This is a genomic window from Paenibacillus ihbetae (assembly GCF_002741055.1).
Taxonomy (GTDB): domain Bacteria; phylum Bacillota; class Bacilli; order Paenibacillales; family Paenibacillaceae; genus Paenibacillus_AQ; species Paenibacillus_AQ ihbetae.
In genome coordinates, this window is sequence record NZ_CP016809.1 from 601,802 (window position 1) to 628,151 (window position 26,350).

Annotated in this window: 28 protein-coding genes; 4 read left to right on the top strand and 24 right to left on the bottom strand. The window is 51.6% G+C overall.

Annotated features, from left to right (window positions below; genetic code table 11):
- Positions 1 to 139 precede the first annotated feature (139 nt).
- From BBD41_RS02625 to BBD41_RS02660, 8 genes are all read right to left on the bottom strand, one after another.
- A complete protein-coding gene (locus BBD41_RS02625; RefSeq protein ID WP_099476613.1) occupies positions 140 to 1,267 on the bottom strand; it encodes a glycoside hydrolase family 88 protein in 1,128 nt (375 codons plus the stop codon).
- Positions 1,268 to 1,281: 14 nt separating this feature from the next.
- Positions 1,282 to 2,163 (bottom strand): carbohydrate ABC transporter permease, encoded by an 882-nt coding sequence (locus BBD41_RS02630; RefSeq protein ID WP_007130057.1) that lies wholly within the window; start codon positions 2,161 to 2,163, stop codon positions 1,282 to 1,284.
- Positions 2,164 to 2,176: 13 nt separating this feature from the next.
- Entirely contained in the window at positions 2,177 to 3,118 is a 942-nt protein-coding gene (locus tag BBD41_RS02635) for an ABC transporter permease (RefSeq protein ID WP_099480431.1), read from the bottom strand.
- 117 nt (positions 3,119 to 3,235) lie between these two features.
- Positions 3,236 to 4,858, bottom strand: coding sequence for an extracellular solute-binding protein (locus BBD41_RS02640; protein WP_099476614.1), 1,623 nt, complete (start codon positions 4,856 to 4,858; stop codon positions 3,236 to 3,238).
- Positions 4,859 to 4,991: 133 nt separating this feature from the next.
- Entirely contained in the window at positions 4,992 to 7,319 is a 2,328-nt protein-coding gene (locus tag BBD41_RS02645; RefSeq protein WP_099476615.1) for a helix-turn-helix domain-containing protein, read from the bottom strand.
- 356 nt (positions 7,320 to 7,675) lie between these two features.
- Complete coding sequence (locus tag BBD41_RS02650; protein ID WP_099476616.1) at positions 7,676 to 8,425, bottom strand: SDR family NAD(P)-dependent oxidoreductase; 750 nt, start codon at positions 8,423 to 8,425, stop codon at positions 7,676 to 7,678.
- A gap of 65 nt (positions 8,426 to 8,490) precedes the next feature.
- A complete protein-coding gene (locus BBD41_RS02655) occupies positions 8,491 to 8,910 on the bottom strand; it encodes a DUF2500 domain-containing protein (protein ID WP_077565633.1) in 420 nt (139 codons plus the stop codon).
- 291 nt (positions 8,911 to 9,201) lie between these two features.
- Positions 9,202 to 10,497 carry a WD40/YVTN/BNR-like repeat-containing protein gene (locus BBD41_RS02660; RefSeq protein WP_099476617.1) on the bottom strand — a complete coding sequence of 432 codons (1,296 nt, stop codon included), beginning with the start codon at positions 10,495 to 10,497 and terminating at the stop codon, positions 9,202 to 9,204.
- Positions 10,498 to 10,709: 212 nt separating this feature from the next.
- Between BBD41_RS02660 and tlp the strand changes: the two genes are divergently transcribed.
- Positions 10,710 to 10,934, top strand: coding sequence for a small acid-soluble spore protein Tlp (tlp, locus tag BBD41_RS02665; RefSeq protein WP_077565632.1), 225 nt, complete (start codon positions 10,710 to 10,712; stop codon positions 10,932 to 10,934).
- A gap of 77 nt (positions 10,935 to 11,011) precedes the next feature.
- Here tlp and BBD41_RS02670 read toward each other — a convergent pair whose 3' ends face one another.
- The 6 genes from BBD41_RS02670 to BBD41_RS02695 all read right to left on the bottom strand — a co-directional run bounded on the left by BBD41_RS02670 (position 11,012) and on the right by BBD41_RS02695 (position 13,599).
- Positions 11,012 to 11,638, bottom strand: a complete 627-nt coding sequence (locus tag BBD41_RS02670) for a LysE family translocator (RefSeq protein WP_099476618.1) — start codon at positions 11,636 to 11,638, stop codon at positions 11,012 to 11,014.
- A gap of 259 nt (positions 11,639 to 11,897) precedes the next feature.
- Positions 11,898 to 12,317, bottom strand: a complete 420-nt coding sequence (locus BBD41_RS02675; RefSeq protein WP_099476619.1) for a spore germination protein GerPE — start codon at positions 12,315 to 12,317, stop codon at positions 11,898 to 11,900.
- Entirely contained in the window at positions 12,314 to 12,499 is a 186-nt protein-coding gene (locus tag BBD41_RS02680; protein WP_077565629.1) for a spore gernimation protein GerPD, read from the bottom strand. The genes BBD41_RS02675 and BBD41_RS02680 overlap by 4 nt, the downstream gene beginning before the upstream one ends.
- Positions 12,477 to 13,091, bottom strand: coding sequence for a spore germination protein GerPC (gene gerPC, locus BBD41_RS02685; RefSeq protein WP_157929260.1), 615 nt, complete (start codon positions 13,089 to 13,091; stop codon positions 12,477 to 12,479). Before gerPC ends, BBD41_RS02680 begins: the two co-directional genes overlap by 23 nt.
- 41 nt (positions 13,092 to 13,132) lie before the next feature.
- Positions 13,133 to 13,360, bottom strand: coding sequence for a spore germination protein GerPB (locus BBD41_RS02690; RefSeq protein ID WP_040738616.1), 228 nt, complete (start codon positions 13,358 to 13,360; stop codon positions 13,133 to 13,135).
- 17 nt (positions 13,361 to 13,377) lie between these two features.
- The gene (locus BBD41_RS02695) at positions 13,378 to 13,599 is read right to left on the bottom strand and encodes a spore germination protein (protein WP_077565627.1); all 222 of its coding nucleotides are present in this window, start codon (positions 13,597 to 13,599) and stop codon (positions 13,378 to 13,380) included.
- Between the two features lie 119 nt (positions 13,600 to 13,718).
- Here BBD41_RS02695 and BBD41_RS02700 point away from each other — a divergent pair, with 119 nt between their 5' ends.
- Together BBD41_RS02700 and BBD41_RS02705 are read left to right on the top strand one after the other, a co-directional pair.
- A complete protein-coding gene (locus tag BBD41_RS02700) occupies positions 13,719 to 14,180 on the top strand; it encodes an Hsp20/alpha crystallin family protein (RefSeq protein ID WP_099476621.1) in 462 nt (153 codons plus the stop codon).
- Positions 14,181 to 14,589: 409 nt separating this feature from the next.
- On the top strand, positions 14,590 to 15,507 hold the full coding sequence (locus tag BBD41_RS02705) for an NAD(P)-dependent oxidoreductase (RefSeq protein WP_099476622.1): 918 nt from the start codon (positions 14,590 to 14,592) through the stop codon (positions 15,505 to 15,507).
- 72 nt (positions 15,508 to 15,579) lie between these two features.
- On the opposite strand, the gene BBD41_RS02710 is transcribed toward BBD41_RS02705, so the two are convergent.
- The 7 genes from BBD41_RS02710 to BBD41_RS02740 all read right to left on the bottom strand — a co-directional run bounded on the left by BBD41_RS02710 (position 15,580) and on the right by BBD41_RS02740 (position 22,247).
- Positions 15,580 to 15,996, bottom strand: coding sequence for a MerR family transcriptional regulator (locus BBD41_RS02710; RefSeq protein ID WP_099476623.1), 417 nt, complete (start codon positions 15,994 to 15,996; stop codon positions 15,580 to 15,582).
- 167 nt (positions 15,997 to 16,163) lie between these two features.
- On the bottom strand, positions 16,164 to 17,036 hold the full coding sequence (locus BBD41_RS02715) for a carbohydrate ABC transporter permease (protein WP_099476624.1): 873 nt from the start codon (positions 17,034 to 17,036) through the stop codon (positions 16,164 to 16,166).
- Between the two features lie 21 nt (positions 17,037 to 17,057).
- Positions 17,058 to 17,915: a carbohydrate ABC transporter permease gene (locus BBD41_RS02720; protein ID WP_099476625.1), complete on the bottom strand. Its 858-nt coding sequence runs from the start codon at positions 17,913 to 17,915 to the stop codon at positions 17,058 to 17,060.
- 118 nt (positions 17,916 to 18,033) lie between these two features.
- On the bottom strand, positions 18,034 to 19,380 hold the full coding sequence (locus BBD41_RS02725; protein WP_099476626.1) for an ABC transporter substrate-binding protein: 1,347 nt from the start codon (positions 19,378 to 19,380) through the stop codon (positions 18,034 to 18,036).
- 470 nt (positions 19,381 to 19,850) lie between these two features.
- Complete coding sequence (locus tag BBD41_RS02730) at positions 19,851 to 20,738, bottom strand: aldo/keto reductase (RefSeq protein WP_099476627.1); 888 nt, start codon at positions 20,736 to 20,738, stop codon at positions 19,851 to 19,853.
- A 119-nt stretch (positions 20,739 to 20,857) separates the two neighbouring features.
- A complete protein-coding gene (locus tag BBD41_RS02735; RefSeq protein WP_099476628.1) occupies positions 20,858 to 21,631 on the bottom strand; it encodes an SDR family NAD(P)-dependent oxidoreductase in 774 nt (257 codons plus the stop codon).
- Between the two features lie 103 nt (positions 21,632 to 21,734).
- The gene (locus tag BBD41_RS02740) at positions 21,735 to 22,247 is read right to left on the bottom strand and encodes a GNAT family N-acetyltransferase (RefSeq protein WP_077565620.1); all 513 of its coding nucleotides are present in this window, start codon (positions 22,245 to 22,247) and stop codon (positions 21,735 to 21,737) included.
- A gap of 221 nt (positions 22,248 to 22,468) precedes the next feature.
- On the opposite strand from BBD41_RS02740, the gene xerS reads away from it, so the two are divergent.
- Positions 22,469 to 23,554: a tyrosine recombinase XerS gene (xerS, locus tag BBD41_RS02745; RefSeq protein ID WP_077565619.1), complete on the top strand. Its 1,086-nt coding sequence runs from the start codon at positions 22,469 to 22,471 to the stop codon at positions 23,552 to 23,554.
- Positions 23,555 to 23,565: 11 nt separating this feature from the next.
- On the opposite strand, the gene mobB is transcribed toward xerS, so the two are convergent.
- The 3 genes from mobB to BBD41_RS02760 form a co-directional block, all read right to left on the bottom strand.
- Positions 23,566 to 24,072 carry a molybdopterin-guanine dinucleotide biosynthesis protein B gene (mobB, locus tag BBD41_RS02750; RefSeq protein ID WP_099476629.1) on the bottom strand — a complete coding sequence of 169 codons (507 nt, stop codon included), beginning with the start codon at positions 24,070 to 24,072 and terminating at the stop codon, positions 23,566 to 23,568.
- Positions 24,069 to 25,358, bottom strand: coding sequence for a molybdopterin molybdotransferase MoeA (locus BBD41_RS02755; RefSeq protein WP_099476630.1), 1,290 nt, complete (start codon positions 25,356 to 25,358; stop codon positions 24,069 to 24,071). Before BBD41_RS02755 ends, mobB begins: the two co-directional genes overlap by 4 nt.
- A gap of 250 nt (positions 25,359 to 25,608) precedes the next feature.
- Positions 25,609 to 26,340, bottom strand: a complete 732-nt coding sequence (locus BBD41_RS02760) for a DUF4247 domain-containing protein (protein WP_077565616.1) — start codon at positions 26,338 to 26,340, stop codon at positions 25,609 to 25,611.
- Between the last annotated feature and the right edge of the window lie 10 nt (positions 26,341 to 26,350).

The following is a 26,350-nucleotide window of genomic DNA, read 5'->3' on the forward strand; positions in this document are numbered from 1 at the left end:
GCCACCCGAACGGTTCGGATGACCTGATTATTAGAGAGGTAGCCCTTTATGGCCATTGACATCGGACTGCCTCTCATAGCTTTCGACTTTTTCGAATATCTTTTGCTCCCCTGCCTGCATCGATCTTAAACTTATGCAGCTATGCTCGCTCATACCAATAACCCGGTATACTGGACGTTAACCTCATCAGCGCCTCCAAATAATAATAGTCGCCCCAGACCATGTAATCGTCGGGTCCCATCCCTCCTCTTACATAATAGGAGCCATGTTTGATCAGCCCCTCTTCTTCAGGCTCCTGCATCGTAGAATACGACCGGACAAGCGAGCTCATCGACTTCTGCACCGCATCGTTCAGCAGCGCCCGGTCCGTATCTCCTTCAGCGAGAAACTCCATGATTTCCAGCATCCCGCATGCGGCAATCGCCGAAGCCGAGCTGTCACGCGGAGTCCCCGCTTCGATCGACACATCGAAATCCCAATAAGCGACGTGATCCTCAGGCAAATGCTGTATAAAATAACGAGCCGCACGTTTCGCTGTTTCCAGGTACAACGGATTGCGGGTATACCTGTAGGACAGCGCGAATCCATAAATCGCCCAAGCCTGTCCGCGTGTCCAGGTAGAGCCGTCATGATAGCCTTGATGCGTCCCACCCCGAACCGGCGTGCCGTCGGCTTGATCGAAATAAAAGGTGTGGTAGGAGGAATCGTCGCCGCGCATCAAGTAGCGCCGGCTCTTTTCTGCATGGGCAATGGCGGCGTTGAAGTACCTCTCCTCTCCGGTCTGTTGGTGTGCCCAGTACAGGAGCGGAATGTTCATCATGCAGTCGATAATGATGCGGCCGCCGTTTTTCTCGTCTCCTTTAGGCCCCCAAGCCTGGATATACTGCCCGCCTTCCCGGAAACGGAGCATCAAGTGATCCGCAGCCTTCAGCGCGAGCTCCCTCCCCTCATTCCGGCCGTCCACGATCCATGCGGCCAATGCAGAGGGAAGATACAGAAACCCGATATCATGATGATCCAGATGCTTGCGTTCCGCAAGCCGTGTTTTAAAATCATCCATCTGCACAAGCGCAGTCTCCTTAAAGAACGGGTCCTTCGTGTGCTCATAACACAGCCAGACCATTCCCGTGTAGAAGCCTTCGATCCAATCCGTGCTTTCCCCCCACTCATAACGCTGCTCCTGCGTGATGTGCGGAAATTTCATCGGATGTCGTTCAAGATTTCTCCTCGTCTTCACAACCGCATCGTGAATCGCTTGCTCCCACATATCCCAAAGTCCTCCTATTCTTTAATCGCGCCGATCATGACGCCCTTCACGAAGTATTTCTGTAAAAATGGATACAAGAACAAAATCGGCAGCGTCGCCACCATGATGGTCGCATATTTGATCGTCTCGCCTACCGGCATCCGGTCGCCGCCTCCGACGGATGTCATCATGCTGTTCGTGTCGTTCTGGATAAGGATCTCGCGCAGAATCAGCTGCAGCGGAAACAAATTTCGGTCCCTCAAGTAGATAAGTGCATCAAACCATTTATTCCAATGCCATACGCCGTAGAATAAAATCATGACGGCGATGACAGGCAGCGAAAGCGGTATGATGACGCGGAACAGAATCGTCCAATCATTGGCCCCATCGATCCGCGCCGACTCCTCGAGTGCCACCGGGACCCCCTGGAAGGCCGTACGCATGATGATCAGATTCCACGTCGTCATCGCACTGGGAATAATAAGCGCCCAGTACGTATCCAGCAGGCCGATATTTTTCACGAGCAGATATTTCGGGATCAGTCCGCCGTCAAAAAACATCGTCAGCACGATCAGCATCATGATGGTGCTTTTCCACATGACATTTTTCCGGGATAAGCCATATGCGCCAAGCGCGGTCATGAAGATGTTCAGCGTCGTTCCGACCACCACGTACAGCAGCGTGTTGAGATAGCTTCGGATTATATTCGGATTCTCAAACACCATCCGGTAGGAGTCCAGCGAGAAGCCTTTGGGCCACAGCAGAATCCCGCGATGCTGAACGAACTCGGAGGGCGTGCTGACGGATGCAAACAAGACGTACAGAAACGGATACAAAGTCACGATGGATAACAGGCACAGCAAGACGACGTTGGCCGTATCGAATAGGATTTCACTCACAGATCTCGAAGTTCGCATGGCTTCCCCCTCCCTACCACAGCTTCGTTTCGGTAAACCGTTTGCTGAGGTAATTCGCCCCGAACAGCAGTACAAAATTGATCAGGGAGTTAAACATGCCGACCGCGGCACTGAAGCTGTAGCTCGCCTCCAATATGCCCTTGCGGTAGACGTAAGTCCCGATCACATCCGCCGTTTCGTATGTGACCGGATTGTACATAATCAGTATTTTCTCATCCTGAAGGGCCATGAAAGAACCGATCCGAAGGATCAGCAAAATGATCACCGTCGGCATGATGCCGGGCAGCGTAATCATCAGCATCTGCTTCCAGCGTCCCGCCCCGTCGACCTTCGCCGCCTCATACAGTGACGGATCGATGTTCGATATGGCTGCCAGATAAATGATCGAGCCCCAGCCGATTCCCTGCCATATCGCAGACGAGGTATAGATGGTGCGGAACCATTCCGGGAGCCGCATGAACGATATCGGCTTGCCGCCGAAATAAGCGATCAACTGATTGATCAGCCCGTCAACGGACAAAAAATCCACCAGCATGCCGACGACGACCACAACCGAGATGAAATGCGGAATATACGTAATGGACTGAACCGTCCGCTTGAACATCCGATTCCGGACTTCATTGAGCATCAGCGCCAGCACGATCGAGGCCGGGAATACGAAGATCAGGTCGTACAGCCCCAGGATGATCGTATTGGTGACGACGCGTTCAAAGAAGAAGCCGTTGAAAAATTCGATGAAATGGTCGAAGCCCACCCACGGGCTGTTCCATATGCCAAGTCCTGCCGAAAAATTTTTGAACGCGATCTGCAGGCCGTACAAGGGCCCGTAATGAAACACGGCATAAAATGCCACCACCGGGAGCAGCATGAGATAAATCATGGAATTCCGCCGGAAATCCCTTGCTGCCCTGGTCTTGAAGCTTTCTTTTTTAACCGGTCTTACGATTGGGTTCATCTCCTGCTTAAGCTGCAATTTCAGCCCTCCCCTGACTTGGAAAATAGAACCATGCGGGAGATGAGAGCCTTATCCGGCTGCCTTCCCGCATGGCGAAGCATATGCGCGTTAGCTGCCTTAACGGCTGTTGAAGCGGTCCAGCGCCGCCTGCTGGATCTTCACCGCTTCTTCGATCCCCATACCCTGGATCGTCTCGACGAACTTGTCGAATCCGCTGATCGGCTCCACGCCCATGATGAATTTGTTCACCATTTCCTCGTAATAGGTGTTCACATCGTTCATGATGGATGCATATTGCGTGCTCTCTTCAGCCGTTGGGGAGATGACCGGCATCAGGCGGCTGTTGTCCGCCTTCATCCAGGTCTCGATCGCCGCTTTCTGCTCCGGCAGCGCGGAATATTGCTCGATATACCGGCGGTCCTGCACGAATGGACCGGAATAGCTCGCCAGATTGTATTTGGCCAGCGCTTGCGTAATGGACAGCCCGTCCGGATTCTTCATCACTTCTTCCGTATACGTCGGGTACCCGTCCTTCATCTCGTAGCTGACGCCTTCGACGCCGAAGTTAAACAGCATATGCCCTTCTTCGCCGTATTTGTAATCGAGCCATTTCACCGTTTCGGCCGGATTTTTGTTGGCCTTTGTAATCGCTGCTCCAAAGCCGTTATACGCGGAGTCCTTCTGTCCCAGTATCGGCATATCGCCCTTCTTCAGCACCACGTTCGGCGCCCCCGTCAGCTTGACATCCGGATTGGATGCCTTCATCAGCTCGGTATACCGGCCCAAACTGCTGCCCATGTAGCCCGAGAAAGCGCCCACTTGGCTGTTCGTAACCTTCGCGTCCTTCAGTGTGGCGTCCGTGGCGGCAAAATCTTGATCGATCAGCCCTTCGGCATACCACTTGCTCATCGTTTCCAGATAAGATTTGAACTCCGGCTGGATCGGCCCGTACTTCACCTGACCATCGACCTGATAAAATCCGGTCGTAATACCCCAGGCACCCACGAAAGCATGGTTGATCCCCGTCATGTCCAGGTCAAGCAGCAGCGGGATTTCATCCGCCTTCCCGTTTCCGTTCGGATCGCCGGTCTTGATCGCCTTAAGCACCTCATACCATTCATCGATCGTCTCCGGCACCTCAAGCTTGAGCTGGTCCAGCCAATCCTGCCGAAAAATGAGCCCGTTGAACGTCAGCAAGTATTCGTCTCCCCGCAGGAACGGGAACACGTAAATATTGCCGTCATCGGTCGTGATGAGCTTCCGGTATTCCGGGTTGTCGTTCAATACCTTGGTTAAATTCGGCGCGTGCTCCTCGATCAATTCGTTGAGGCGGATAATCGTGCCGTCCGAGATCGCTTTATCCGGACCGCCGGATACGTTCGCCCAGCCGTACTCGATGACGTCCGGCAAATTGCCCGAGGACACCATAATATTGAAGGCGTCCGCTTCCTGTCCGGCCGGCGGATGCTGGAAGCTGATTTTGGTTCCTGTCGTCTTTTCCAGTTCTTGATAGGCAGCAATGCCATTCATGTCCTGCATGGTCGCGGAAGCGTTTGCATTTAATGTCACCCAATAAGTCAGCTTCTCGGGATAACCGACCTCACCGCCGGATGCAACCTCCTTGCCTTGTTCTCCTCCCTGCTCCTCCGCTCCTGAGCCTTTGCCGCTGCAGCCGGCGATCATGGCCACGATTAACACCAAGATCGCCATTTTTGCCGCACGTTTACGAATGGTTCCCATTGTCGACGCCTCCTTTTTTCGATTGCACAATGATTTCATGTCAGCCTCGGGACAGCTCTGCCGCCCTTGCCTAATATTAGGGAGAAAGCGCCGGAATCGTACATCATACAAATTCAATATCGGTTAACACCAATTAAGATTCGGCATGATCTTTTCTTAATGTGGATGGTAGGGAGTGCAGCGTTTCCTTATATTTTCCGGGCGTGATCCCTTCGTATTTCTTGAATACCCGGATAAAGCCGACGTCGCTTGTGTACCCGACCGCCCTGGCGATCTGCGAGATGGTGCTCCCCGCCTCCTTCATCATTTCCTTGGAGCGCTCGATCCGGATCTTCGCCAAATAATCGGTCAGATTCGATCCGCTGTTCTTCTTGAAGAAAGCCGATAAATACGGAGGCGTAATATTGAACTGCTCGGCAATGGATGCCAGACTGATCATCGCATCGTCATGATGCTCGATAATGTATTTTTTGATTTTCTCCAGCAGGAGCGTTGAGGAATCGCCTCTCTGCTGTTTGACATACAGGCAAGCCTTATGGAACATGGCCTGCATCTCCGAATGCAGCTCTTCCACAGAACCCGCTTCGGTCATATTTTCAATAGGCTTAGCGGGGGTCCCGAAGATATCCTCATACCGTAAATTCAAAGCATTCAGCAATTTGAACAACGTGCTGAGCAGATTCGCAAACAACAGCCGTCCATGCTCCGGGGTGATCTGCTTCCCTGTGAAGTTGTTTTCGTACAGCTGCTGAATGATGTCCTTCGTTTTGGCGGCGTCTCCGCTTTTCATCGCATTGATCAGCTGGATTTCCGTTTCGATCGGAAAATCATAATACACCTCCGCTTCCCGTTTCATTTCTTCATAAAAGAGAATGGGTTTGTAAGCGGTAAATATCGAGTATTCCAGTGCTCTCACGCTCTCGGCATAGCAGCTTGGCAGCTGTCCTATCCCTGAATGGATGCTGCTGATTCCGATCGTGGTCACCGTCCGGAAGCGCTGCTCGATGACTCTCTTTACCTGCTCAGCCCATTCGTACAGCTCAACTCCTTTATCGCACTCTTCAGGAACGTTCAATATTATCGCGACTTCGTTTTTCTCCAGTTCAACGGCATAAGCGGCGTAGCCCGGCATCTCTTCCGCCACTTTCCCGGTCACGAAACGGATTAACGCCCATTCCCGCTCGGAATCATGATGGATAAAGCCGCTTGCGTCCCGAAGCTCGATCAGCGCCACGGCAAAGCTTGCGTGAGGGAAGGTTATGCCCATAAAGGTTAGGGATTGCTGCGAAATATCCGCCGTATCGACATGCCCCTTCAACAAACGGAGCAGGAAATTCGCACGGATGACCGGGGTCTGCCTGAACAGCTGCTCTTCCATCTCCACCTGCTTGCCGAAGGAATCCGCCATGGTAGATTTGATAAACTCGTATTCGTTGCGGATATTTCCTCCTCGAGTCGGGTGGGATTGCCGGATAAACCGGATGATGTCACGGAGCGGATGATAAGCCCGATAGGTCATATACGCGCACACGATAATGCCGGCAGCCAGACACAAGGCCAGAACGCCAACCGCCATTCGCTTGACCATGATCACCTTCGCCATGAATACGTCCTCGGGAACGAGCGATACATATTCCCAGCCGTTTCGGGCCGAAGTGGTTGACACGGTCATCATCCGGCTCTCCGAAGCCGATGCCCCGTTCGCAAGCGCACTGTGCTCACCCGCACTTAACAGGATCTGTCCCTCCGCATCCTTGATATAAATCGTACCGTGATTCGCTTTCACGATCTCTTCGAGCAATCCCATGATTTGCCGTTCTTCGATGAGGATCACCAAGGCGCCCTTCGGGCTGCTCTTCTCTCCGAATGGAAGCGTTTGCAAATAGGTGAGCATCCGTTTCTTGTTTAAGCCCTTACCGACGTCGGTTACCGGAAGAAAGCGATTAAAATGAACGCCGTGAAGGATATCGTCCTGAAACTGCTGATACGTCAGGTTGGGGTAGCCATATATCTCCGAAAACAAAATCGATGAGTTCGTTTTGAAGCCCGGGCTCACCACAGTATCGCTCTTCCGAAGATACACGTAGAAATCCGTAATAAAACTGCTGCTGTTCCGGTAACGCTCCAGCTCCTTCATAAAGCTCAAATAATCATAACGTTCTTCGGCCGTTTGGAGCTCTCCGGATTTGAGCAGGGTGTCCAGCTTCGGATGCGATGAAGTATTCCGGGAGATCAGGTGCATCTCATCCAGGCGGCCGTCCACTACTTGCTTGGCCTGTTCAATGAGCGCCATGTTGGCATTGTTGGCGTTCTCGACCATAATGCTCTCGATCCTCGTATACAGCCCTCCGAATACGATCACCGGTATGAGCAGCACCACAAGATAGGACAGGAGCAATGTAACGAATACGGACGTACGGCTTGATCGCTCGAATTTTGCTCTTGTTGGAAACACTCCCATCTACTCTCTTCCCTCCAGTTCGATTTGGGTCGATTCATGATGACCACATAGATTAATTCCATCATACTGGAATTAATTATCATGAACAGACTTTCTTGAAAAATGTTAATCGATCACGAAATTGTATTATCCCGGGAGAAAGGCGCCCGGTCGGCAAACGGGATGCTGCGCCTTTATATACAGGGATTATGTAAAATCATTGCGGGGAAACAAAAATCGTATAGGAGGGATTTAGGCGAAGGAAAGGCGCTAATCCATGAACGGTTAGAGCTTTGGATGCTTTATTGTTAGATATGCGAAAGGAGCCGGCCCCAACCAGCAAATCCTGTGGGCGGCTCCTTACTCTTTATCCGTGTTTATGGCTCATATATCATTTTACGCGTCATTCCGCCGTCGACGACCAGATGTGTGCCCGTGACGAAATCGTTCTCCGGATCGGTCAAGTAATAGCAGGCTTTCGCGATATCGGATGGAACCCCGACCCGGCCGGCCGGATGCTGGCTGTGATCCTCCGGGCGAAGCTCCTCATAGCTACCGGTCTCGATCCACCCCGGACTGATACAGTTCACCCGGATCCGATCCGGTCCCAGGCTGACCGCCATGGCATGGGTCAATGCTACGATCGCGCCCTTGGATGCGGCATAAGCCTCCGAATTCGGCTCCGACATCATGAAACGGGTGGAGGACAGGTTGACGACGGCACCTCCCCGGCCGGATTTTCTCATATGTACAGCCGCTTCCCGGGTAGCCAAAAAACAGCTTCTTGCATTCGTGTTCAGCACATCGTCCCAATCCTGAACGGTCATATCAAAAGGCGACTTGAAACGTGAAACCCCCGCGTTATTGATTAATATATCAATCCTGCCGAACTGGCTTACCGTTTCATTCATCAGATGACGGATATCGTCCTCGTTGCGGACGTCGCAAGGTATAAAGAGAGCAGACCATCCCTGCTCCTTCAGGGAAGCGGCCGTCTCCTTTCCGCGCGTTTGATCCATATCGCTTACTACGACCTGAGCGCCTCTAGACGCATACCCTTCCGCCAATCCGCGTCCGATACCGTTTGCAGCACCGGTTATAATTACCGTTGTATTGTCAAATTTCATGCGAGCTCCTCCTTTATTCTCCTTCATTATATACCACAGGAGGAGCCTGACTAAATCTTTGCTTGTTAGGTTTTATGCTGCCCATATCCTCGGACGGTATCACGATGCGACTTCGGATGCCGGACGAAGCTGTAATAGCGGGTCCCCTGAAAACGCAGCAGTCCCTCGTCCCCTTCCGCACACATGCCGAATTCCTCGCCATTCACGACAAACTCCATCCTGTCGCCGCTTTCGACTTCGAACGTTAAGTAATAGGTGGTTCGAGTACGGCTCGACATCGCTTCATCTGTATGATGCGAATGCTTCACTTCGGTCCGCTTGCTCACAATTTTAGAATCGACGGTTAGCAAAGGCTGTCGGTTGTTCTGGCTCCATTGCAATATTCCTTTCCCTGCCGACAGTATAATAATCCCAATGACGACGATGAAAAATATGGGCATAACGCTGCCGAAAAAATCGAACATCCACTCCGATCCCGATCCCATGCGGCTCCCCCCTCCACCTTGTCTTGACATATGTATATGCTTAGACTCGGACAATTTAACTCCATCGGAAGGGAAGTTTTAGCGAAAAATTTAGGAAGTTTGTCCACCCGAAGGCGTTGTTTGTGTCGTTTTTCGAATGCGTCGCAGATCCTCTGAACGGGACCTCCCACTTTTCTCTTGTTCCAGCGTTTCATATTATGTTCATCGATGTCCTAATTGCTATCGCCTTAGCATATTAAAAGGCCTTACCGTAACGGATCTCCCGCCCGGTAAAGCCCTGCTTGTCCATGATTATAATCCTTGCCATGATACCCCGCCATCCGTGCTCATCATGAGCCGGGAGCGTTTCTTGTCTTCCGTCTCAATCAGGAGCCAGCCGACATCCGATGAAATAAACTGCATTTTCACCACTTTCGGGTACTTTTTCAAGTTGCTCGTCAACAGCTCATCCCTCGGATAGGGCTTCCAATTCCGGCCCATATCGGTCGTATGGTAAACAATGCCGTTCACCATCGCCCATCCGTCATGCAGTCTGCGGAACACAGGTTGGATGCTACCGTAGTCTGGGTCTCCCGTCATTGGGAATGAAACCAGGTTCCATGACTTCCCGTTATCGGCTGTAAAATAACCCATGTACTCAGGGGTATCTTCGACCATGCACACAACGGGAATATAGACCTCTTCACCCACGTAACCGAGGGCCTGGGGCGTACCTGCATAGACCGATCCGCAGCGGTCGAGCGAATCGCTCCGGAATACCTGAGCAGAAGATTTCCATTGGCTCCCGCCGTCGCGTGTGATGTACAGCTTGGACGATTGCAGCTCCTGCACCGTCGCAAACCCGACTTGAGGATTGGTGAACCTCATGCCGATCATCGAGCCTGTTCTTGGAATCACCGTTCCCGGGATCCGGGTTCTCGGGTACTCTGTATTCTGCATAACCTCATGCCACACGACCCCGTCGTTGGTTCGATACAGCAGCTTCTCCTCCATGCCTTTGGAAGAGCTGCCTGAAGCCATGATCCAGCCTTGCTGTGAGGACACGAAGGATAAAGCGGTCACGGTGCCGGATTTCGGAAGGGACGATATTTTCCAGCTCTTCCCCCCGTCAGAGGTATGAAGCAGCACGGTCTCCGTCGCGCCCTGCATGTTCCGCACAATCCATCCATGATCTTTATCGGTAAATACGATATCTTTGCCATACACCAGCTTGCTGCCGAATTCGACATTGGACGATGGCGAGATGTCCATCCACGTTTCACCATAATCCTGCGTCTGGTATAGTCGGAGCGAAGCGTTGGTGATTCCCCATGCGATGCCTGTCGTTTCGCTTAACAGATGAAAGTCGGTAAGCCGGGTATGTATCTGGTATTTGCTCTTCTCCTCCGGAGCTTTCTGGCTTGTCTCCGGCGTGACGAGCGTAATTACCTGCCCTTCTTCTTCCGCTGTATCCTGCATAATCGGTTCAGGAGGTCCTTCTGGTGAAGGCTGCTGTTGTTTTTTTACCGGCTCCGAGGTACATGACGCTAACATGCATACAATGAATGCCAGCGTGCTAAGCCGCAATAGAAAACGTCGTGGTCTCAAAACGGTTCCTCCTCTTCCATACCACTAAGCCAGGTTGCGTTTCTTCGACATTATAACATATTCATTCGATCAGATAAGTACAGATCCGGCTTGCAATATTTACAATCCTGTAGCTTTTTGCGGATATTGTTCGTCAAGATGCATAAGGAAGCTCTCGGATTGGAAAACTTTTGAGGTGCAAGAAACCATATCATGCCCAGGGGGTGATTTTCGTGGCAAAACCGGACAATCGCGAAGATAACGTAGAGCATCTGCAGGATGCTGTGCAGAACACCATTGAAAACTTCCGCGAAGCGGAGGATTATCTGGAAGAGTTCGGCGATGAGATTCCTGCCTCGGAGAAGGAGCAAATCCAGGATCGCAATGAGCGCCGCAAGAGAAGCATCTCCGGCTTCCGTGAGGAAATTAAAGATGAGGCCGCCCATCAGGGCGAATAATCGGGATGTTGCCATAAGAAAATCAGGAGGTCCGCTGCTTAAGCGCCTCCTGATTTTTTTGTAAACGAACGAGCTTATTATAATCGGGTAAATACCAGTTTCATCCCGATAATGGAAAAAATGCAGCCTCCCAGGATGTTCATCCATTCGCCAAAACGCGAATTCGATAGAAGCCGCTGGCTGAATGCCCCCGCAAAGTAGGCCAAAATCCCGAATATCAAACCGGTCAGGATGAGAAAGATCATTCCTAAAATAAAGAGCTGTATGCCGGCATGGCCTTGCGTATCATTTACGAACTGCGGCAGGAACGAGAGGAAGAAAATCGCGACCTTCGGGTTCAGAACGTTCATCAGAAATCCCTTTAAGATCAGATTCCGTCCGGGCTCAGGCTTGCCTTTCTGAATGCCGATCGGTTCCTTCCGGTGCTTGAACGATTTATACGCAAGATAAAATAAATAACAAGCGCCCGCGATTTTAAACAGCGTAAACACCGTCGCAGACGTTTTAATGATGATGGATACGCCAAGCGCAGCTGCAAGCGTATGTACGATATTACCAAGGCTTAAGCCGATGGCGCTTAGAATGCCCGCTCGCTTGCCGCTGGTCATGCCCTGCGTAACGGCAAACAACAGATCCGGTCCCGGCACCAGGATGATCAGTATCGCCGATCCTAGAAACAGCAGTAAAGAAGTGAGTGTAAACATCTATTGGTCCTCTCTCTCTATCATGTTGAGCTGCGATCTTGACAATGCGATCTTGACAATGAAAAGGGTGTATGAATCCCCCACCATTGAACCATTACGATATTTAGCCACATCATATTTTAACACAGGAGCGTCATGACTGGCGGGGAAAATGATAAATGGAATCATTACTGTCCTGGGCCGTCTGCATCATCCGGCAAAAAGAGCCTGCATCAGGCAAGGCGCTTCCCCCTTCCCGAGCAGACTCTCCTATTCGTTTTCAATCAGGATAGGGCAAAATAATGATGCCCTTATAACGTTCCAGCGCCTTCGGCTGGTCTGTGATAAAATGGCGAATGGCTTTGACACGTGCTTCCAGATCAAGCTGCTCCGTGGTTCCTATTTGGACCGTGGACGCGGATGCGACAGACAAGACATCGACACGATTCACACGGATCAGATTATGCTCTTGGATGATGTCCATTTCTACATCCGATATGTCCGGTAACTTCGGAATATCCCTCGTGAAAATAGGATAATCTTCAAAGCTGCCTTCATCCTCGTAAAAGACGGGCACCTGCCGTTGTACGGCGAGTGCCTCCGTATACGCATGAAGATCCTCGGATCTACCGCAAATACATGTCGAGCCGTCCGAGATGTTAATGATATGCATGTTCTCCACATATACGTTTCGCTTCATGGAGCTGATCCCGATGCTAACGGTACGAGCGGACTGACCAGCAACGACTCCGATGGCGTATCGTATATCGATGAGCTGTTGATGATTTTCGTATCTCCGATTAACAGCACGGACGAGCTGGATACCGCGGTTACCCGGATGCAGCCCACATGCAGCTCCTTATTGATGACTGTCAGCTTCATTCCATTTCCACTTCCCTTGCACTTGTTGAAGATGCTGATTGATGGCGTAAGCAATCTCCTTTTTGACCTGCTGAGCAATGGTTTGCTTCATAAGCACGGCGTCCGGCTCTTTGCCGCTCCGGCCGTATTGGTCCATGTATACCTGGATGCGTTCCCCGACCTGTTTGCGAATGTCCTCTAGAATAACAGAAGAACTTGGTCCTGCTGAATCGCCGGGAAGCTTCTTCAGACTCCGTTCAAGCTCCCCGGCGATATCATCATCCAGATATTGCGCAACGTCTTCGTAAATCTCGGAATATGCTGCGTTTCCGCCATTGCTCCCTTGCGGCGGGACCAGAGATTGACCGTTAACCTCAATATCCCCTTCCGGCTTGCCGCCCGTGGGCATGACTCCGATATTCAACGTTCCTTCCAGCCTCTCGATTTTTAATAAATCAAAGTGATATTCAATCCGGTCGGCAGCACTCGATTTGGACTGGCGCAGCGTATCCATCTCTGCCCTCAAATCCTTCACCATTTGCTCGATCCGACGTAGCTGCTCCGCTTGGAGTTGAAGACCGTCCAGCAGCTGCTGTAAATGATACGGGTACATAGAACCCCCTCCCCTGCAATTGTATGCAGGGGGGAATCTCGTCATTCTTGCCTGTACAATCCTTCCTCGGGAGCAGGCAGTGGAACAATCGGGCTGGCGTTATCGATAGGCTCGAATTCTGGCGCGGGTCCGGTAAAGCCACCCGTATTATATATATTGGATAAGGCTCTGATTTCACCCGCAGTCCCGATCTGGAGCACGGATGAATTCGTTACGGCTTCCACGCGCAGCTGATGAATCGTTATGCTTTGATGAACCGTCACATTCACAATGTATCACAACCTTACTAAGCATTCGCGGAATCGATAAGGTCCGGATCCACCGTATTTAAGCTGTTGCCCTGGTTATTCGCGATATTGAGACCGATATTGTCGCCGGTATTGAACGAGTTGGAGCCCGAGTAGGTTTTCGTGGAGCTGTTCAAATCTATGGCGCCGGTATTTCCAACCAAGACCGTAGAACTGGGGCCAACGTTTACAATCTTCATATTGCCGATAATCGAAACCACAATTCCACCTCTTCAATCAGAATCGTCCTAAAATAGGTTATGTAGATATACGCCCAGATGTCACTGCGACCTTCATTCGCCCATACAATGTATCAGTTACAAAGGGGGGTGACGAATACTTGAGCTCCAAGAACCGGCTGCCCGAATGGCTGACCCAGGATTCCTTCTTCAGCAGCAACCCGTTTCCGTTCAAAGACTTGAACAACCTGAATGAAGACGTTCAACTGGATCCGGCCTTTATAGAGGATTATGTAAGGAACACCATTAAACAGGCGATGTCGGGCAATGATATCCTGCCGAGCCCGTCCGAGCTGCGCTATGAAACCTTTGATACCCATAAATTCCTTGTTGTGAAATGCCATGTTCCCAAGCGCATTCACCCCGAGAATTTATGGGTGCAGGTGAACCGGACACATATCAAAATCAATGGACTTCCGAAAGAGCACGTCCAGATCATCCAGCTGCCTGCGCCCGTGCAGCCCTCACAAAGCATCGCTACGTACAAACAGTCCTCACTGCAAATCAAAATGCCGAAAATGAGCAGCGGTCGCTATCACGACGTACACATCCGGTTTCTTTGATTGTTCGAAGAGCAGCGAAATGCGCGCCATCTGCGCCAAGTCGGGTCATTTTACACCGATGGCGCGCAGCAAGCTGTTTAATGCGGGGTCTGGGCCCTCCATTTAAAACATGATCGATATACGTTAGGGAGATTTAATTGTGCGATGTTGAGTAAAAGAACTAGGGAGAGGGAAATGTTTTATTTTATTGTGAATTTTTCATATATTGAAATTATCAGGTTGTTTCTGTACATATTCTACAATCCGCCCGCTCTTGACTGGTAGCAGCCGATATATATTCGTTTTTTAGATTACGTTTAGATCGTGACGCGAATCGTTTTTTGCTGCCTTCGCGAATACCATGTTGACTTTGACATTAGTGACAAGGTTTAGAATAGGACCGGATGACATATATAAGGAGGAACAACAAATGGTTAACGAATGGGAATTTTCCAGCTCTATTAGCAATGATACAGAACCGCATACGAAAGTAGCCGTCTCGGTGCTCGGCCTGGGACCGATGGGGCAAGCGCTCGCCGGTGCCTTTCTGAAGAACGGTCATCCGGTGACCGTATGGAATCGTACGCCTGGTAAGGCAGGCGATTTGACCCGGCAAGGGGCTGTTCTGGCGGAATCCGTGACGGACGCAGCTTCCGCAAGCGAACTGATCATGATCTGTGTGCTCGATTATAATGCCGTGCGCGCCATTTTATCGCCGGCTATGGTAGAACTGAAAGGACGAACCGTCGTCAATCTGACGGCAGACACGCCGGAACGGGCCAGGGAGATGGCCGGCTGGGCATCTGCCAACGGCATTGATTACGTGGACGGGGCCATTATGACGCCAACTCCGACCATTGGCGAAGCGACGGCTGTCATTTTATACAGCGGCCCGGAGGATGTATACCTGCGGCATAGGCAAGCATTGGCCAGCTTGGGAGGAAAGGCGTCTTACCTCGGCAGCGATCCCGGGCGTGCGGCCGCTTACGACATTACCTTACTTAATCTTTACTGGACGGCCATGAACGGTTATATGCATTCGCTTGCCCTTGCACGGGCCGAGAACATTGCAGCCTCCGATCTGGCCCCTTATGCACATGGTATCGTAGAGATCATGCCTGCCATCATGACCCAACTTGCAGAAGAAGTCGACCGCGGCGTCTATCCGGGGGACCGCTCGAACATTATCTCTGCGGCTGCCTCAATGGAACACATCACTCACGTTGCGGAGCATCACGGCCTTGACAGCAGCATACTTGGTGCGGGCCTGACCGTCGCCAACAAGGCGATTCAGGCAGGATTCGGGGAGGAAGGCTTCTCGCGTCTCGTTGAGTTCCATAAACGGTGACGATGCTGTCGAAGCAACGTTCGGAATGGAGGGACAAAAGGCCCGAACGGCGTTTTAAACGCCGTTCGGGCCTCAATTATAAACGCCGTAGCCGGCTTCGGACATACGGCTCTCCGCCACCTGCGGCACATCGTCTTTCATCCGGTTCATCTCGCCGATTTTCTCCTCCAGCCTCAGCTTGACGGCAGCGAGCCTTAGAATCCTGCCATTAATTTCGTCCAGCTTGTCTTCGTAGAAATCCATCATCTCTTCGCAGTATTCATATACTTCCGAGTAATCATCATTACAATCCAGAACCTCCGCGATTTCATCCGTCGTCAATCCCATTCCCAAATAAATTTGAATGGCCTTGACCCTTTCGATCGCATCTTCGTCAAACTCCCGGTAATCATTATCCAGGCGCTTCGGGCGAATCAGCCGTTTCTTCTCGTAATGGCGTATCGACCGGGCACTGACACCTGTCAGTTTAGACAGCTGGCTAATTTTCATGAAGAAACCTCCTCGGTACACAGGGATTCCCTTCCATTATAAACCTTGACACTAGTGTCAAGATCAACGATTATTTTGCCCTCTTGGCCCAAAACGAATAGGCAAGTCAACCGAGTGACCCGCAGGTCGGCTCTTGACTTGCCTATTCGTTGGTTCCGCAGTTTGAATCAGCCTTTAACCGCGCCTTCGGTCAATCCCTTTTGGATATATTTTGATATGAACAGATACACGATAAGTACCGGGATGACGGTCAAAGAAACGGCGGTAGCCATAAGACCGAAGTCCGTCCCGTATTGAGAGCTGATTTCGTTGAGAAGCGCGACGATCGGGCGAACATTCTCCTTATTTACGAAGATCAACGCCGAGAAGAGATCGTTATACGACCACATGAACACAAATATGCTTGCCGATGCAAATACGGGCTGCGAGATCGGCACGAAGATCTTGACGAACATCTGCCACCGATTACAGCCGTCCATGAAGGCTGCTTCCTCCAGCTCTTTCGGAATGGTGGACATATAACCCGCAATAACCAGGGTCGCAAAGGTCAGGTTGCCCGCCGTTTGCGGGAAGATCAATCCCCAGTACGTATTGACGAGACTTGTTTTGATCAGGAGCTCGTATACGGGAACGACGGTTGCAAACGCTGGAATAAGCAGCGTCGCGTACAAAATGGAATAAATCGTTCTCTTTCCTCTAAAGTTGAATCGTGATAACACGTAAGCGGCTAATCCGCCAAGGAGGAGCACCAAAAATACGGTGCCGAACGACATGATCAAGCTGTTGATATAGCTGCGTCCGATATTGATGCGGTCAAACGCATTTTGATAATTCACAAACACCGGATCCCAGGAGATGGCAAAGGAATTATTCATAACGTCCCGGGAAACCTTGAAGGAGTTGTTGACGATCCAGAACAACGGATAGATCGTTGTTAAAGACCATAAGGTCAATACGATATACATCACAGCGGTGCTTATTTTAAACCGACGCTTCTTCACGCGCTGCGTGTTGTGTTCAACGACGATGGTTGGCTCCATAACTGTACACCCCTATAATGCTTAGTATGTAATCTCATCTCTCTTCAGCAATCGGTTCGCGATGACCGCCAGCAGGACGCCGAAGACCACCATATAGATCGCAACAGTCGAACCGTAGCCGAAGTTCTGATCCACCATGGCCTTTTTGTACATATAGGTTCCGAGCACCTCGGTCCCGTTCTGGCCGCTGGTAATTACCCATACGAACTCAAACACTTTCAGCGTACCGGTGATCGCCAGCGTGATCACAACCTTGATATCGCTCATGATGAGCGGAATGGTCAGCATCGTAGTTCGTTTAAAGGCGGAGATCCCTTCCAGCTTCGCTGCTTCGTAATAGTCTGAAGGAATTTTGGACATCGCCGTGAGGAACAAAACAAAATAAAACCCTACATAATGCCATACGGTCGGAATGGATACGGCTTTTAACGCATTCTTCTCATCCAGCCACAGCACCTTCTCGATATCGAAATGTGCAAGCAAATTGTTAAGCAAGCCGAAATTGTAATTATAGAACAGGACGAACAACAGCGATATAGCCGTGCCGGAGATGACGACAGGGAAGAAGAACACGGTCCGGTAGAATGATTTCAGCTTGGAGATATTGTCAACAAGGACGGCGAGCACAAGGGCAATACCGACCTGGAACACGATAACATACAGCATGATTTCTAATGTGTGCAGGGTTGCCGCACCAAGCAATTTATCCGTGAACAGTCTCTCGTAGTTCGCCCAGCCGACAAACTTCTTGTCAAAGAAACCGGTGGTTCGATAAAAGCTCAGGTACAAGCTCTTAAAGAACGGATAGTATAGAAAGATTGTCATGATCGCTGCCGCAGGCAATAAAAACAGTACGATATACTTTCGATCACCCTTCATTTTTCATCACCTTCGAGGTTAGTTTGTGCATTTCTATCGAAATGACTACGCCGCCCGAATGAATAACAACTAGGGCGGCGTTTCGTCACATATAATCTACCGTTTCTACAAGCATCCATTATTTTTTGTTGGCGTCCTCGACCTTTTTCGCTTCGGCGATCGCATCTGCAGGCGACTTTTTGCCCTCAACGACCGGCTGAACGCTCGCACGCAGATTGCTGAATGTTTCCTGCGACACTTTGCTGTCTACCGGAGAGCTGATCGAATTCGCCTTCGCTGCCATAGCGAACCCGTCAAGCGCCACCTGCGGCAAGCCGGTTACTTCCACATCCGCTGCTGGCGTACCGCCGTTTGCGGAAGCGATTTTTTGAATGGTTGCCGGAGAAGTCAGATGCTTCAAGAGCTCAATTGCAGCATCCTTCTTGGCTGCATCATCATAGGTTTTCTTCGATAGATAGAAGCCGGATCCGAAACCGCCGACAATATCGTTGCTGCTGCCGGCACCGCCAGGTACGGTCGGGAATGGTACGACGGTCGAATTGTCGCGAGTCTCGTCGCTCCAGCCGCCGACAGCCCAAGATCCTTCCAGAATCATGGCTGCAAGGCCTTCGCTGTAGTAGTTTCCTGCCATGCCCAGGTCAATCGTAGCCGCGTCCTTCGGGAATGCTCCAAGGTCATACAGCTCCTTCATGGCTGCATAGCCCTTCTCCCAGTTCGGATCGATACCGTCGATCAAGCCCTTGGCCTGGCTTTCCGGACCGGCTGCAGACAGAATCGTATGCTCGATCAGATAGTGGGATTGGTCAAATGGCACGGATAATGGAATGATGCCTTTCTTGGACAGCGTTTTCACGGCTGTCGTCAGCTTCTCCCAGTCAGTAGGAAGCTCCAAGCCGTTCTCCTCAAAAATCTTCTTGTTCACAAACAAGCCCTCATAGAAACCGGTCAATGGCGCGGCGTAAATGTTGCCGTCCTTCTGTCTTGCAAGCTCCAGGGCATCCGGGATAAATCCGTTCTTCCAGTCCGGGTTGGCGTCGAGGAGTTCATTCAAAGGAACGACCTTGCCTGCATTCACGAAGCCTTCAGCATCTGCCCCGATGAAGTAGAACAGCAGGTCCGGCTCATTGCCGCTGTTCATATCGGTATTGACCTTCGTTCTGAAGCCGTCATCGTTGGCGGACATCGTGTCATTCTCGATCTTTACGTTCGGATGTGCTGCCGTAAATTCATCCAGCGCGGACTGGAATGCTTCACGGGCTGCGTCGGTACCGCCGAATGTCGAGAACACGCGGAGTGAAACAGGTGCTGCGTCATCCTTCTTCTCTGGCGCAGGCGTTTCCGTGCTCTGCTTCTCGCCATCCGCTGCCGGCGTCGTGCCGCCGTTGCTTCCATTGTTTCCGCAAGCGGCAAGGAACATCGTGAGCATGAGCATGACACTCAGAAGTAGCATTGAAGACCTTTTCATTTGGAATCCCCCTAAGTATTTTTTCATGACGTATGTATAACTTGCTGTCTACCTGCATTTTAGTCCATGCCATCTGGGACCGAAAGGGGGATAATCATCTTCTGATGGGGGAAATATTTCCAAGGACATCAAGGGATTTTCACTTTATTACCATTTGGTCCTTTGTTCAATATCGGGCAGAAGAACGCTTGCTTTTGACGAAAAATGCAAGGCCATAAACGTTAATGGGTAACGCGAGATGATCTTGATTGACAACCGAAGATAGATGCGAGGGAACTGGACATCACTTTCTATTGTGAATTTTTCATATAATGCATTTTTGGAATTAGTAGCTCGCTGGGATCTTATCGTTTATACCTAGGCGCTTGGCGCGATCTTTACCCATGAAAAAAAGCCCGGATCGGGACGGACGGCTGACATTGTCTCCATCCACCCCGAATCAAAGCTTTTACGAATAGATTTGAAAGTCATTATACTTTGCCGACCCAATCGCTTCCCGCAACCTCTTTCCATCGGCTGCGGATCGCCTGATAGTTCTCTTCCGGCAGCATGCCGCCCTCGAGGAGCTGGGCATTCTGGCGCCAGCGGTCCGGGTTCCCCGTTCCGACGATAGCCGTAGCGACGCCTGGCGTGCTTAATGTAAATTTCATGGCGATTTCGACGCCCTGCTGGACATCTTCCAGGAAATCGTAGTTCAATTCCTGAAGCCGCAGCCAATAGGGATATGCATAATCTTGCTCGCTTAAAGACTCGTGCTTCCAGGCGACATTCGCAATGGGGCGCTTGGCGATGATCCCCATCCCCTGCTCCACAGCCAAGGGTATCGTCAGCTCGATCGCTTCCTGATCGGCGATGTTCACCGATGTCTCGAAGCTGTCAAAGACACCGGTCTCAACCGCATACCGTGCGCTTGTCGAATCGCCGCTGTATCCGATATATCGGGTTTTCCCCTGCTCCTTGGCTCTTTGAAGCACCTCGATGACTTCTCCTCGCCGGAGAACTTCTTCAGAGCAGCTGTGAAGATGAACGACGTCCACGTAGTCCACCTTGAGGCGTTCCAGACTTCGATCAAAGCTTCTTGCAAGCAGCACCGGATCCCAATCCGGATAATCCATCCCTGCAGCGTGGCCGCATTTCGTAAACAGGTAACAATCATCCCGTCGGCCTGCCAATGCCTTTCCGATCAGTTCCTCACTGCTGCCGTAGCATTCGGCGGTATCGATCATATTGAGCCCTGCATCCATGGCGCTGTGCAGCAGCCGGTCAACCGTGCGCTGGTCGGCATTCCCGATTTCCGCTCCGCCAAATCCCAGAATGCTGACAACCATATCCGTGTTTCCAAATGCTCTCCGTTCCATACTTCACGCTCCTCTACTGTCTGATTTGCAGCATCCGATCTTAATTTAACAAACTCCCGTATTTTATTACCCATTATTGAACCCTTTTCTAACAGGGTCAAATGGGATTCCGAAATTTTCTAAAAGCCGTAAATGCTCATCCCGCCATCCACAAGCAGCGTCTGTCCCGTCATGTAGTTCGCGGCATCGGACGCCAGGAAAACAACGGGACCGACGACCTCCTCCAGCTTCCCGACCCGCTTCATCGGCGTACGGTCCAAAATGTCCTTCAGATATGCTTCATCGCTAAGCAGCTTCTCCGTTAGCGGCGTCCGGAAGTACCAAGGGCCGACCGCATTGACTTGGATGCCGTATTGCGCCCACTCCATCGCCAATACTTTGGTCATATGGATTAGGGCCGCCTTCGTTGATCCGTACACCACTCCGGTTCGAAGCGCGGTATGTCCGCCGACTGAAGCGATGTTGATGATGCGTCCTTCATTCTGTTCCTTCATGTATCTTGCAGCCGTCTGGGAAGCGACAAAAGCCGATTTCAGATTGGTCTGCACGATGAGCTCCCATTCGTCGTCCGTCACTTCAAGGGCAGGTGTGCGGATATTCATCCCGGCATTATTGACCAGGATATCGATCCCGCCGGTTTGCGAGGCGAATTCCGCGATGGCCGCTTCCATCTCCGTTCGCTTCGTTAAATCTCCCGGCAGCACGAAGCTTCCGCCTTTTTTCAAACCGGCAATGATCTCAGCTGTCTCCTCCAAATCGCTTCGGGTTCTGGACATCAGCCCGACAACGCAGCCGGCCTCCGCCAGCCCGATGGCAATCGCGCGCCCGATTCCGCGTCCGGCACCCGTAACAAAGGCTCTCTTCCCCTCAAGAATGAAGCTTGGTAAATACATCAACTATCCCTCCGTTTGCTGTTTCCCGGTTATAAATTGGATCGATGTGCACGGTTATAACGTTAGACAAATCTAGCGATGCTTGGATTGAAAATAGACAAATCTAATAACGCTTGGATTGAAAATACTGGCTCGGGTTATTATGCGGCGACTCGATCACTTCCTCGTATTTTCCGCCAGTATATGCTTCGATCACCTTTCTCCAGAAAGCCTGGGCGGGAAAATTAATGCTCACCTGCGTCACCTTCCAGCGCCCCTGGAACTGCTCGAATAGCCGGGTTGCGGCCCATGTGCCGAGCCGGCTGCGCCGGTATCTCTGCATGATGAAAAATTCCGTCATATAATAATCCGCTTTCGGATCGTCCGTCACCCGCTCAATCAGCGCGAATCCCGCGGGCCTGCCGTCATACTTAATCAGGAACGGAAATTTCCTGTCCCGCTTCTTCCAGAAGTCATCCAAATCAGGATAAGGCGGGAACAATCCTTTATCATTTACGGAAATATCCAAATATTTCGTAAAATCATACAGGTACAGCTGCATTAAATTTTCGATTACGGCTTGCTTCCTTCTTGGAACCAGTTCGATTCCTTTCCGCTCCGATTGAATGGATATCATGCTGCCGCCTCCCAAGCATTGTGTTATGTACCATGCGGAACTGCCATGCATATCCATCTTATGCGATGAACGGCAGTGCAATCAAGGTGGCATTCTATCGCAAGTTTCTTTAGGCGGCGATGGAGGTTATGAGACTGAAAGTTTTCCATATGTTACACTAGAACGTATAATCCGTATAATAGGAATCAAGGGTATTATGATTCAAAATCGAGGTGGCGTATATGAATATACAGAAAGATATGGACCGGGCGAAGCTGGACGAAAAATCTCCAACCATGCCCTGGTATGTACAGCAATTTATCGACTACAAGCTGCCGGACCTGTCCCCTTCAACCCTGCTTGAATACGTGCGGGACTATGAAACCTTCTTCAATTGGCTGCGTTCGGAAGGTTTATCGGAAGCCGCCTCCAATGCCGAGGTGACCTTGGCCGAGCTGGAGCGTCTGCGGATGGACAGCATTACGGGATACCGGCTGTACCTCACCACGCGCAGGGAAGGAGCCAATTCCAGGATTACCGTATCCCGCAAGCTTTCCTCCCTGCGGTCCCTGTTTCATTACCTAAGTCAGATTGCCGAGGATGAGGATTTCTATCCGCTGCTGAAGCGAAACATCATGGCGAAGGTAGAAATCAAACGCATCCATAAGCCGAAGGATACGGCCGCCAAGCTGAAGGGCAAAATTCTTGAGGAGGAAGAGCTCCAGGATTTTATCACGTACATTCACGAAGGTTACGGTCAGGATGTCGCCAACAACAAGCAGGCACTGTACGCCCATGAACAGAATAAAGTCAGGGACGCATGCATCGCCAGCTTGATCCTGAACTCCGGTCTTCGCGTGTCCGAGGTCGTCAATTTGAATTTGTCGGATATCGACCTGAGCAACAAGCTGCTCCATGTGTTCCGAAAAGGCAACAATGACGAGACCTTTAAAACTCCCGTCTATTTCCGGGCGCAGGCCAAGGACGATCTGGAATGCTACCTCCAGCTCCGGCAGACGCGATATAAGGTGCCCAAGAAGGAAAAAGCACTGTTCGTCGCGCTCCGCAACGGGCAGCAGGAAGGCCAGCGAATGACCAAGCGGGCGATTCAGGCGATGATCATCAAATACGCCAAGCGCTTTGGCAAGCCTTCACTGACCGTTCATAAGCTTCGTCATTCCTTTGCTACGGACTATTATTTGCAAAATGATATTTACAAGACCAAGGAGCAGCTTGGTCATGCGTCAACGGAGACGACGGAGGTATACGCCCATCTGACGGACAAAACGATGTCCGAGGCGATTGAACGCCGCTCAGGTGAAATGTAAAATATGTGCGATCAGCACAGGTTCATGATGATTGCAGCGATCTGTGAAACATCGTCCCAGGTTAGCACAGGAACCGTCTGCCGCTGTCGGATCTCCGGCAGCGCGGACGGTTCTTTCAGCATGTCCGGCCGAACGATAACGGCTTGTACGGCCACAGCCTCATCCAGCAGCGTCAAATCATCCGCACTTCGAAGCAGCACCAGCTTCGGATACCTCTCTCGCTTATATCCCTCGATCAGAACCAGATCGAAATCGTCATAGCAGGCCAGCAGTTCTCCCAGGTTGGCCTCGGATTCCTTCATGATGGCGGTTCGGCCAGGCGAAGCGATCGCTACCCCTTCCGCTCCCGCTTCGCGGAACCGAAACGTATCCGTCCCTTCATGGTCGATGTCAAAGCCGTGGCTGTCATGCTTGATCACCGCGATCCGCAATCCCCGCTTCTTCAAGAGCGGCAGCAGGGCGGCAATGAGCGTCGTCTTTCCGCTGTTCTTATACCCGCATAGTTGAACCACGTTCATGTCCAAGCCCCAGGAAGCACAAGCACCTGCACGGCTTGTCCCTTCGCCGCGCCCTTCAGCTCCGGCGGAATGACGATCAAGCAGTCGCTGTCCTTGATCGTGATCATTACGCTCGATTCATCCAGCAGCGCCGGTGTCGCTACCAGCTTCCCTTCCTGCACCTCAAGCCGCCCACGGACAAACCGGGTGAAATTGTTCACCTTGGCATAGTCGGCTCCGAGCTCAGCCGTCCATTCTTTCAAGTAGAACTGCTCCATGCCGAGCATTTTGCGGATCGCCGGCCGGACAAACAGCAGGAATCCGACATAACAGGCGCCCGGATTGCCCGAGAGGGCAAACAGCAGCTTTCCGTCCTTCACGGCGGCGGTTGTCACGCTTCCAGGCCTCATCGTCACCTTGTTAAACAGCATCTGCATGCTGCCGGAGGTTACAAGCTCCCCCATAATGTCGTAATCGCCGACAGAGACGCCGCCTGTCGTTACGACGAGATCATATTCGGCCAGCGCTTCCTCAACCCGCTGCTTGGCAAGCTCGATGCGATCCGGAATCGCATCCATGATGACCGGTTCCCCGCCTGCTTCCCGGATTTGCGAAGCCAGCATGTACGTGTTGCTGTTGCGGATTTTGCCGGGTTCCAGCGGCGATTCGATATCGAGCAGCTCGGTTCCTGTCGAGAAAATTCCGACAACGGGCTTGCGGTATACCTCCACCTGATGAAGCCCGAACGTCGCCAAGACCGAGATTTCCCCCGGGCCGATCTTCGTTCCCTTGCGCAGGATGAGATCGCCTTCCTGCAGCTCGAAGCCCATTGGGGTAATATTTTTGCCTGGATCAAGCCGCCGCTTGATCCCCACCATCGTCTCGGGACCCTCGTGCCGAATCTCCGTCGCTTCCAGCATCACAACGGCATCCGCGCCTGCGGGCACCTGAGCGCCGGTCATGATTCGCGAAGCGGTACCGGATTCGATCGGAATGGAGGATACGTATCCGCATGGAATTTCATCCACCACTTTGAGCCAGACGGTTTCGCCCAACTCGCACCCGCTCGTATCTGCCGAACGGATCGCGTACCCGTCCATCCCCGACCGGGCAAACGCCGGGAAAGGATGCGGTGCGATCATATCGGCAGCCAGCACGCGTCCGTCGCTGTCCTGGAGACGGATGCATTCCGTAAGTCCCTTAGCTGCATAGGAGACGGCCAGCTCCTGGGCATCCGTTACCTGCATGGCCCGGCGCTTGAATTTAGGATGATGGCTCAAGTCGTCCATCGCGTTATGCTGCGACATATAATAACCTCGCTTTCCTGATAGCTTGCAAACGAACTTCTCCATTCAGTTATAACGCGAATCGCGTATCCGTGGCAAACAACGATACCGTGAACGGTCCTTAAGAAGCAGCAAATGATCGGCGTTTCGATACTCGGAAACCGGAGCTGGTTCCCAACATTCAAACCGGACCGTCATCTCAAGCGGATCAGGCAGCCTATCATGATCGGCAACGAAAAAAGCGCACGGTCAACCTGCCGTACGCTGCTCCTCATCTTCGGCCCCGCCTGTATATTTTGCCGGATCCGAATCGGGTTTTCGGTTTTTTATAGGATCGTTTAGGAGAGTCAAACAAACCGCCTCCCCGCTCGCCTCGTTCAATCGAACCGCGGGTTCCCCCGCCGTCCGGATTTCGCTGGAACAAGCCGCCTCCCGTCCCGACCTTATCCTGACCCCTGCGGGTTATCTTCCCGCTGCGGTCGACTGTAAGCGGAGGCGCTACCTTCTTGTCCTGAGTCGTTGGCTTACGGTAAGTACCTTCCCTGGGTTTATACACGTCCTTGCTCGTATACCCGCGGTAGCTCCCTCCGCCGAACGAATCGAATAAATTGCCGATCAGGACCGCTGTCAAATAGCCCTGTAGAAAGCTCGAATCATAATTGCGCTGCACATATTCCTTGGAATCGATTTCAATCAGCGTATCCTCAGGCTTTTGCGGATCCTGCTGCAGATGATAATACTCGTCCCCGTAGACCAGAAACATCCGCTCGATGTCAACGGGGGAAGACTGGTCCGGCGTGCCCGCGGACATAAGCTCGTCGGCAACCTCCGGTACGCTCTTATCCGCCGCACGGTAGACATAGGATGTCGCGTTCCCGTCCCGGTTCACGGATTCGAGCGGATACGTATCCGTAACATTCGGCGCTCCGCATCCGCTGAGCAAGGATACGAACAGGCTGACAACCAGCAGCACCTTGATCGTTAATAAAGAGCGTTCCCTCATGTCACCACTC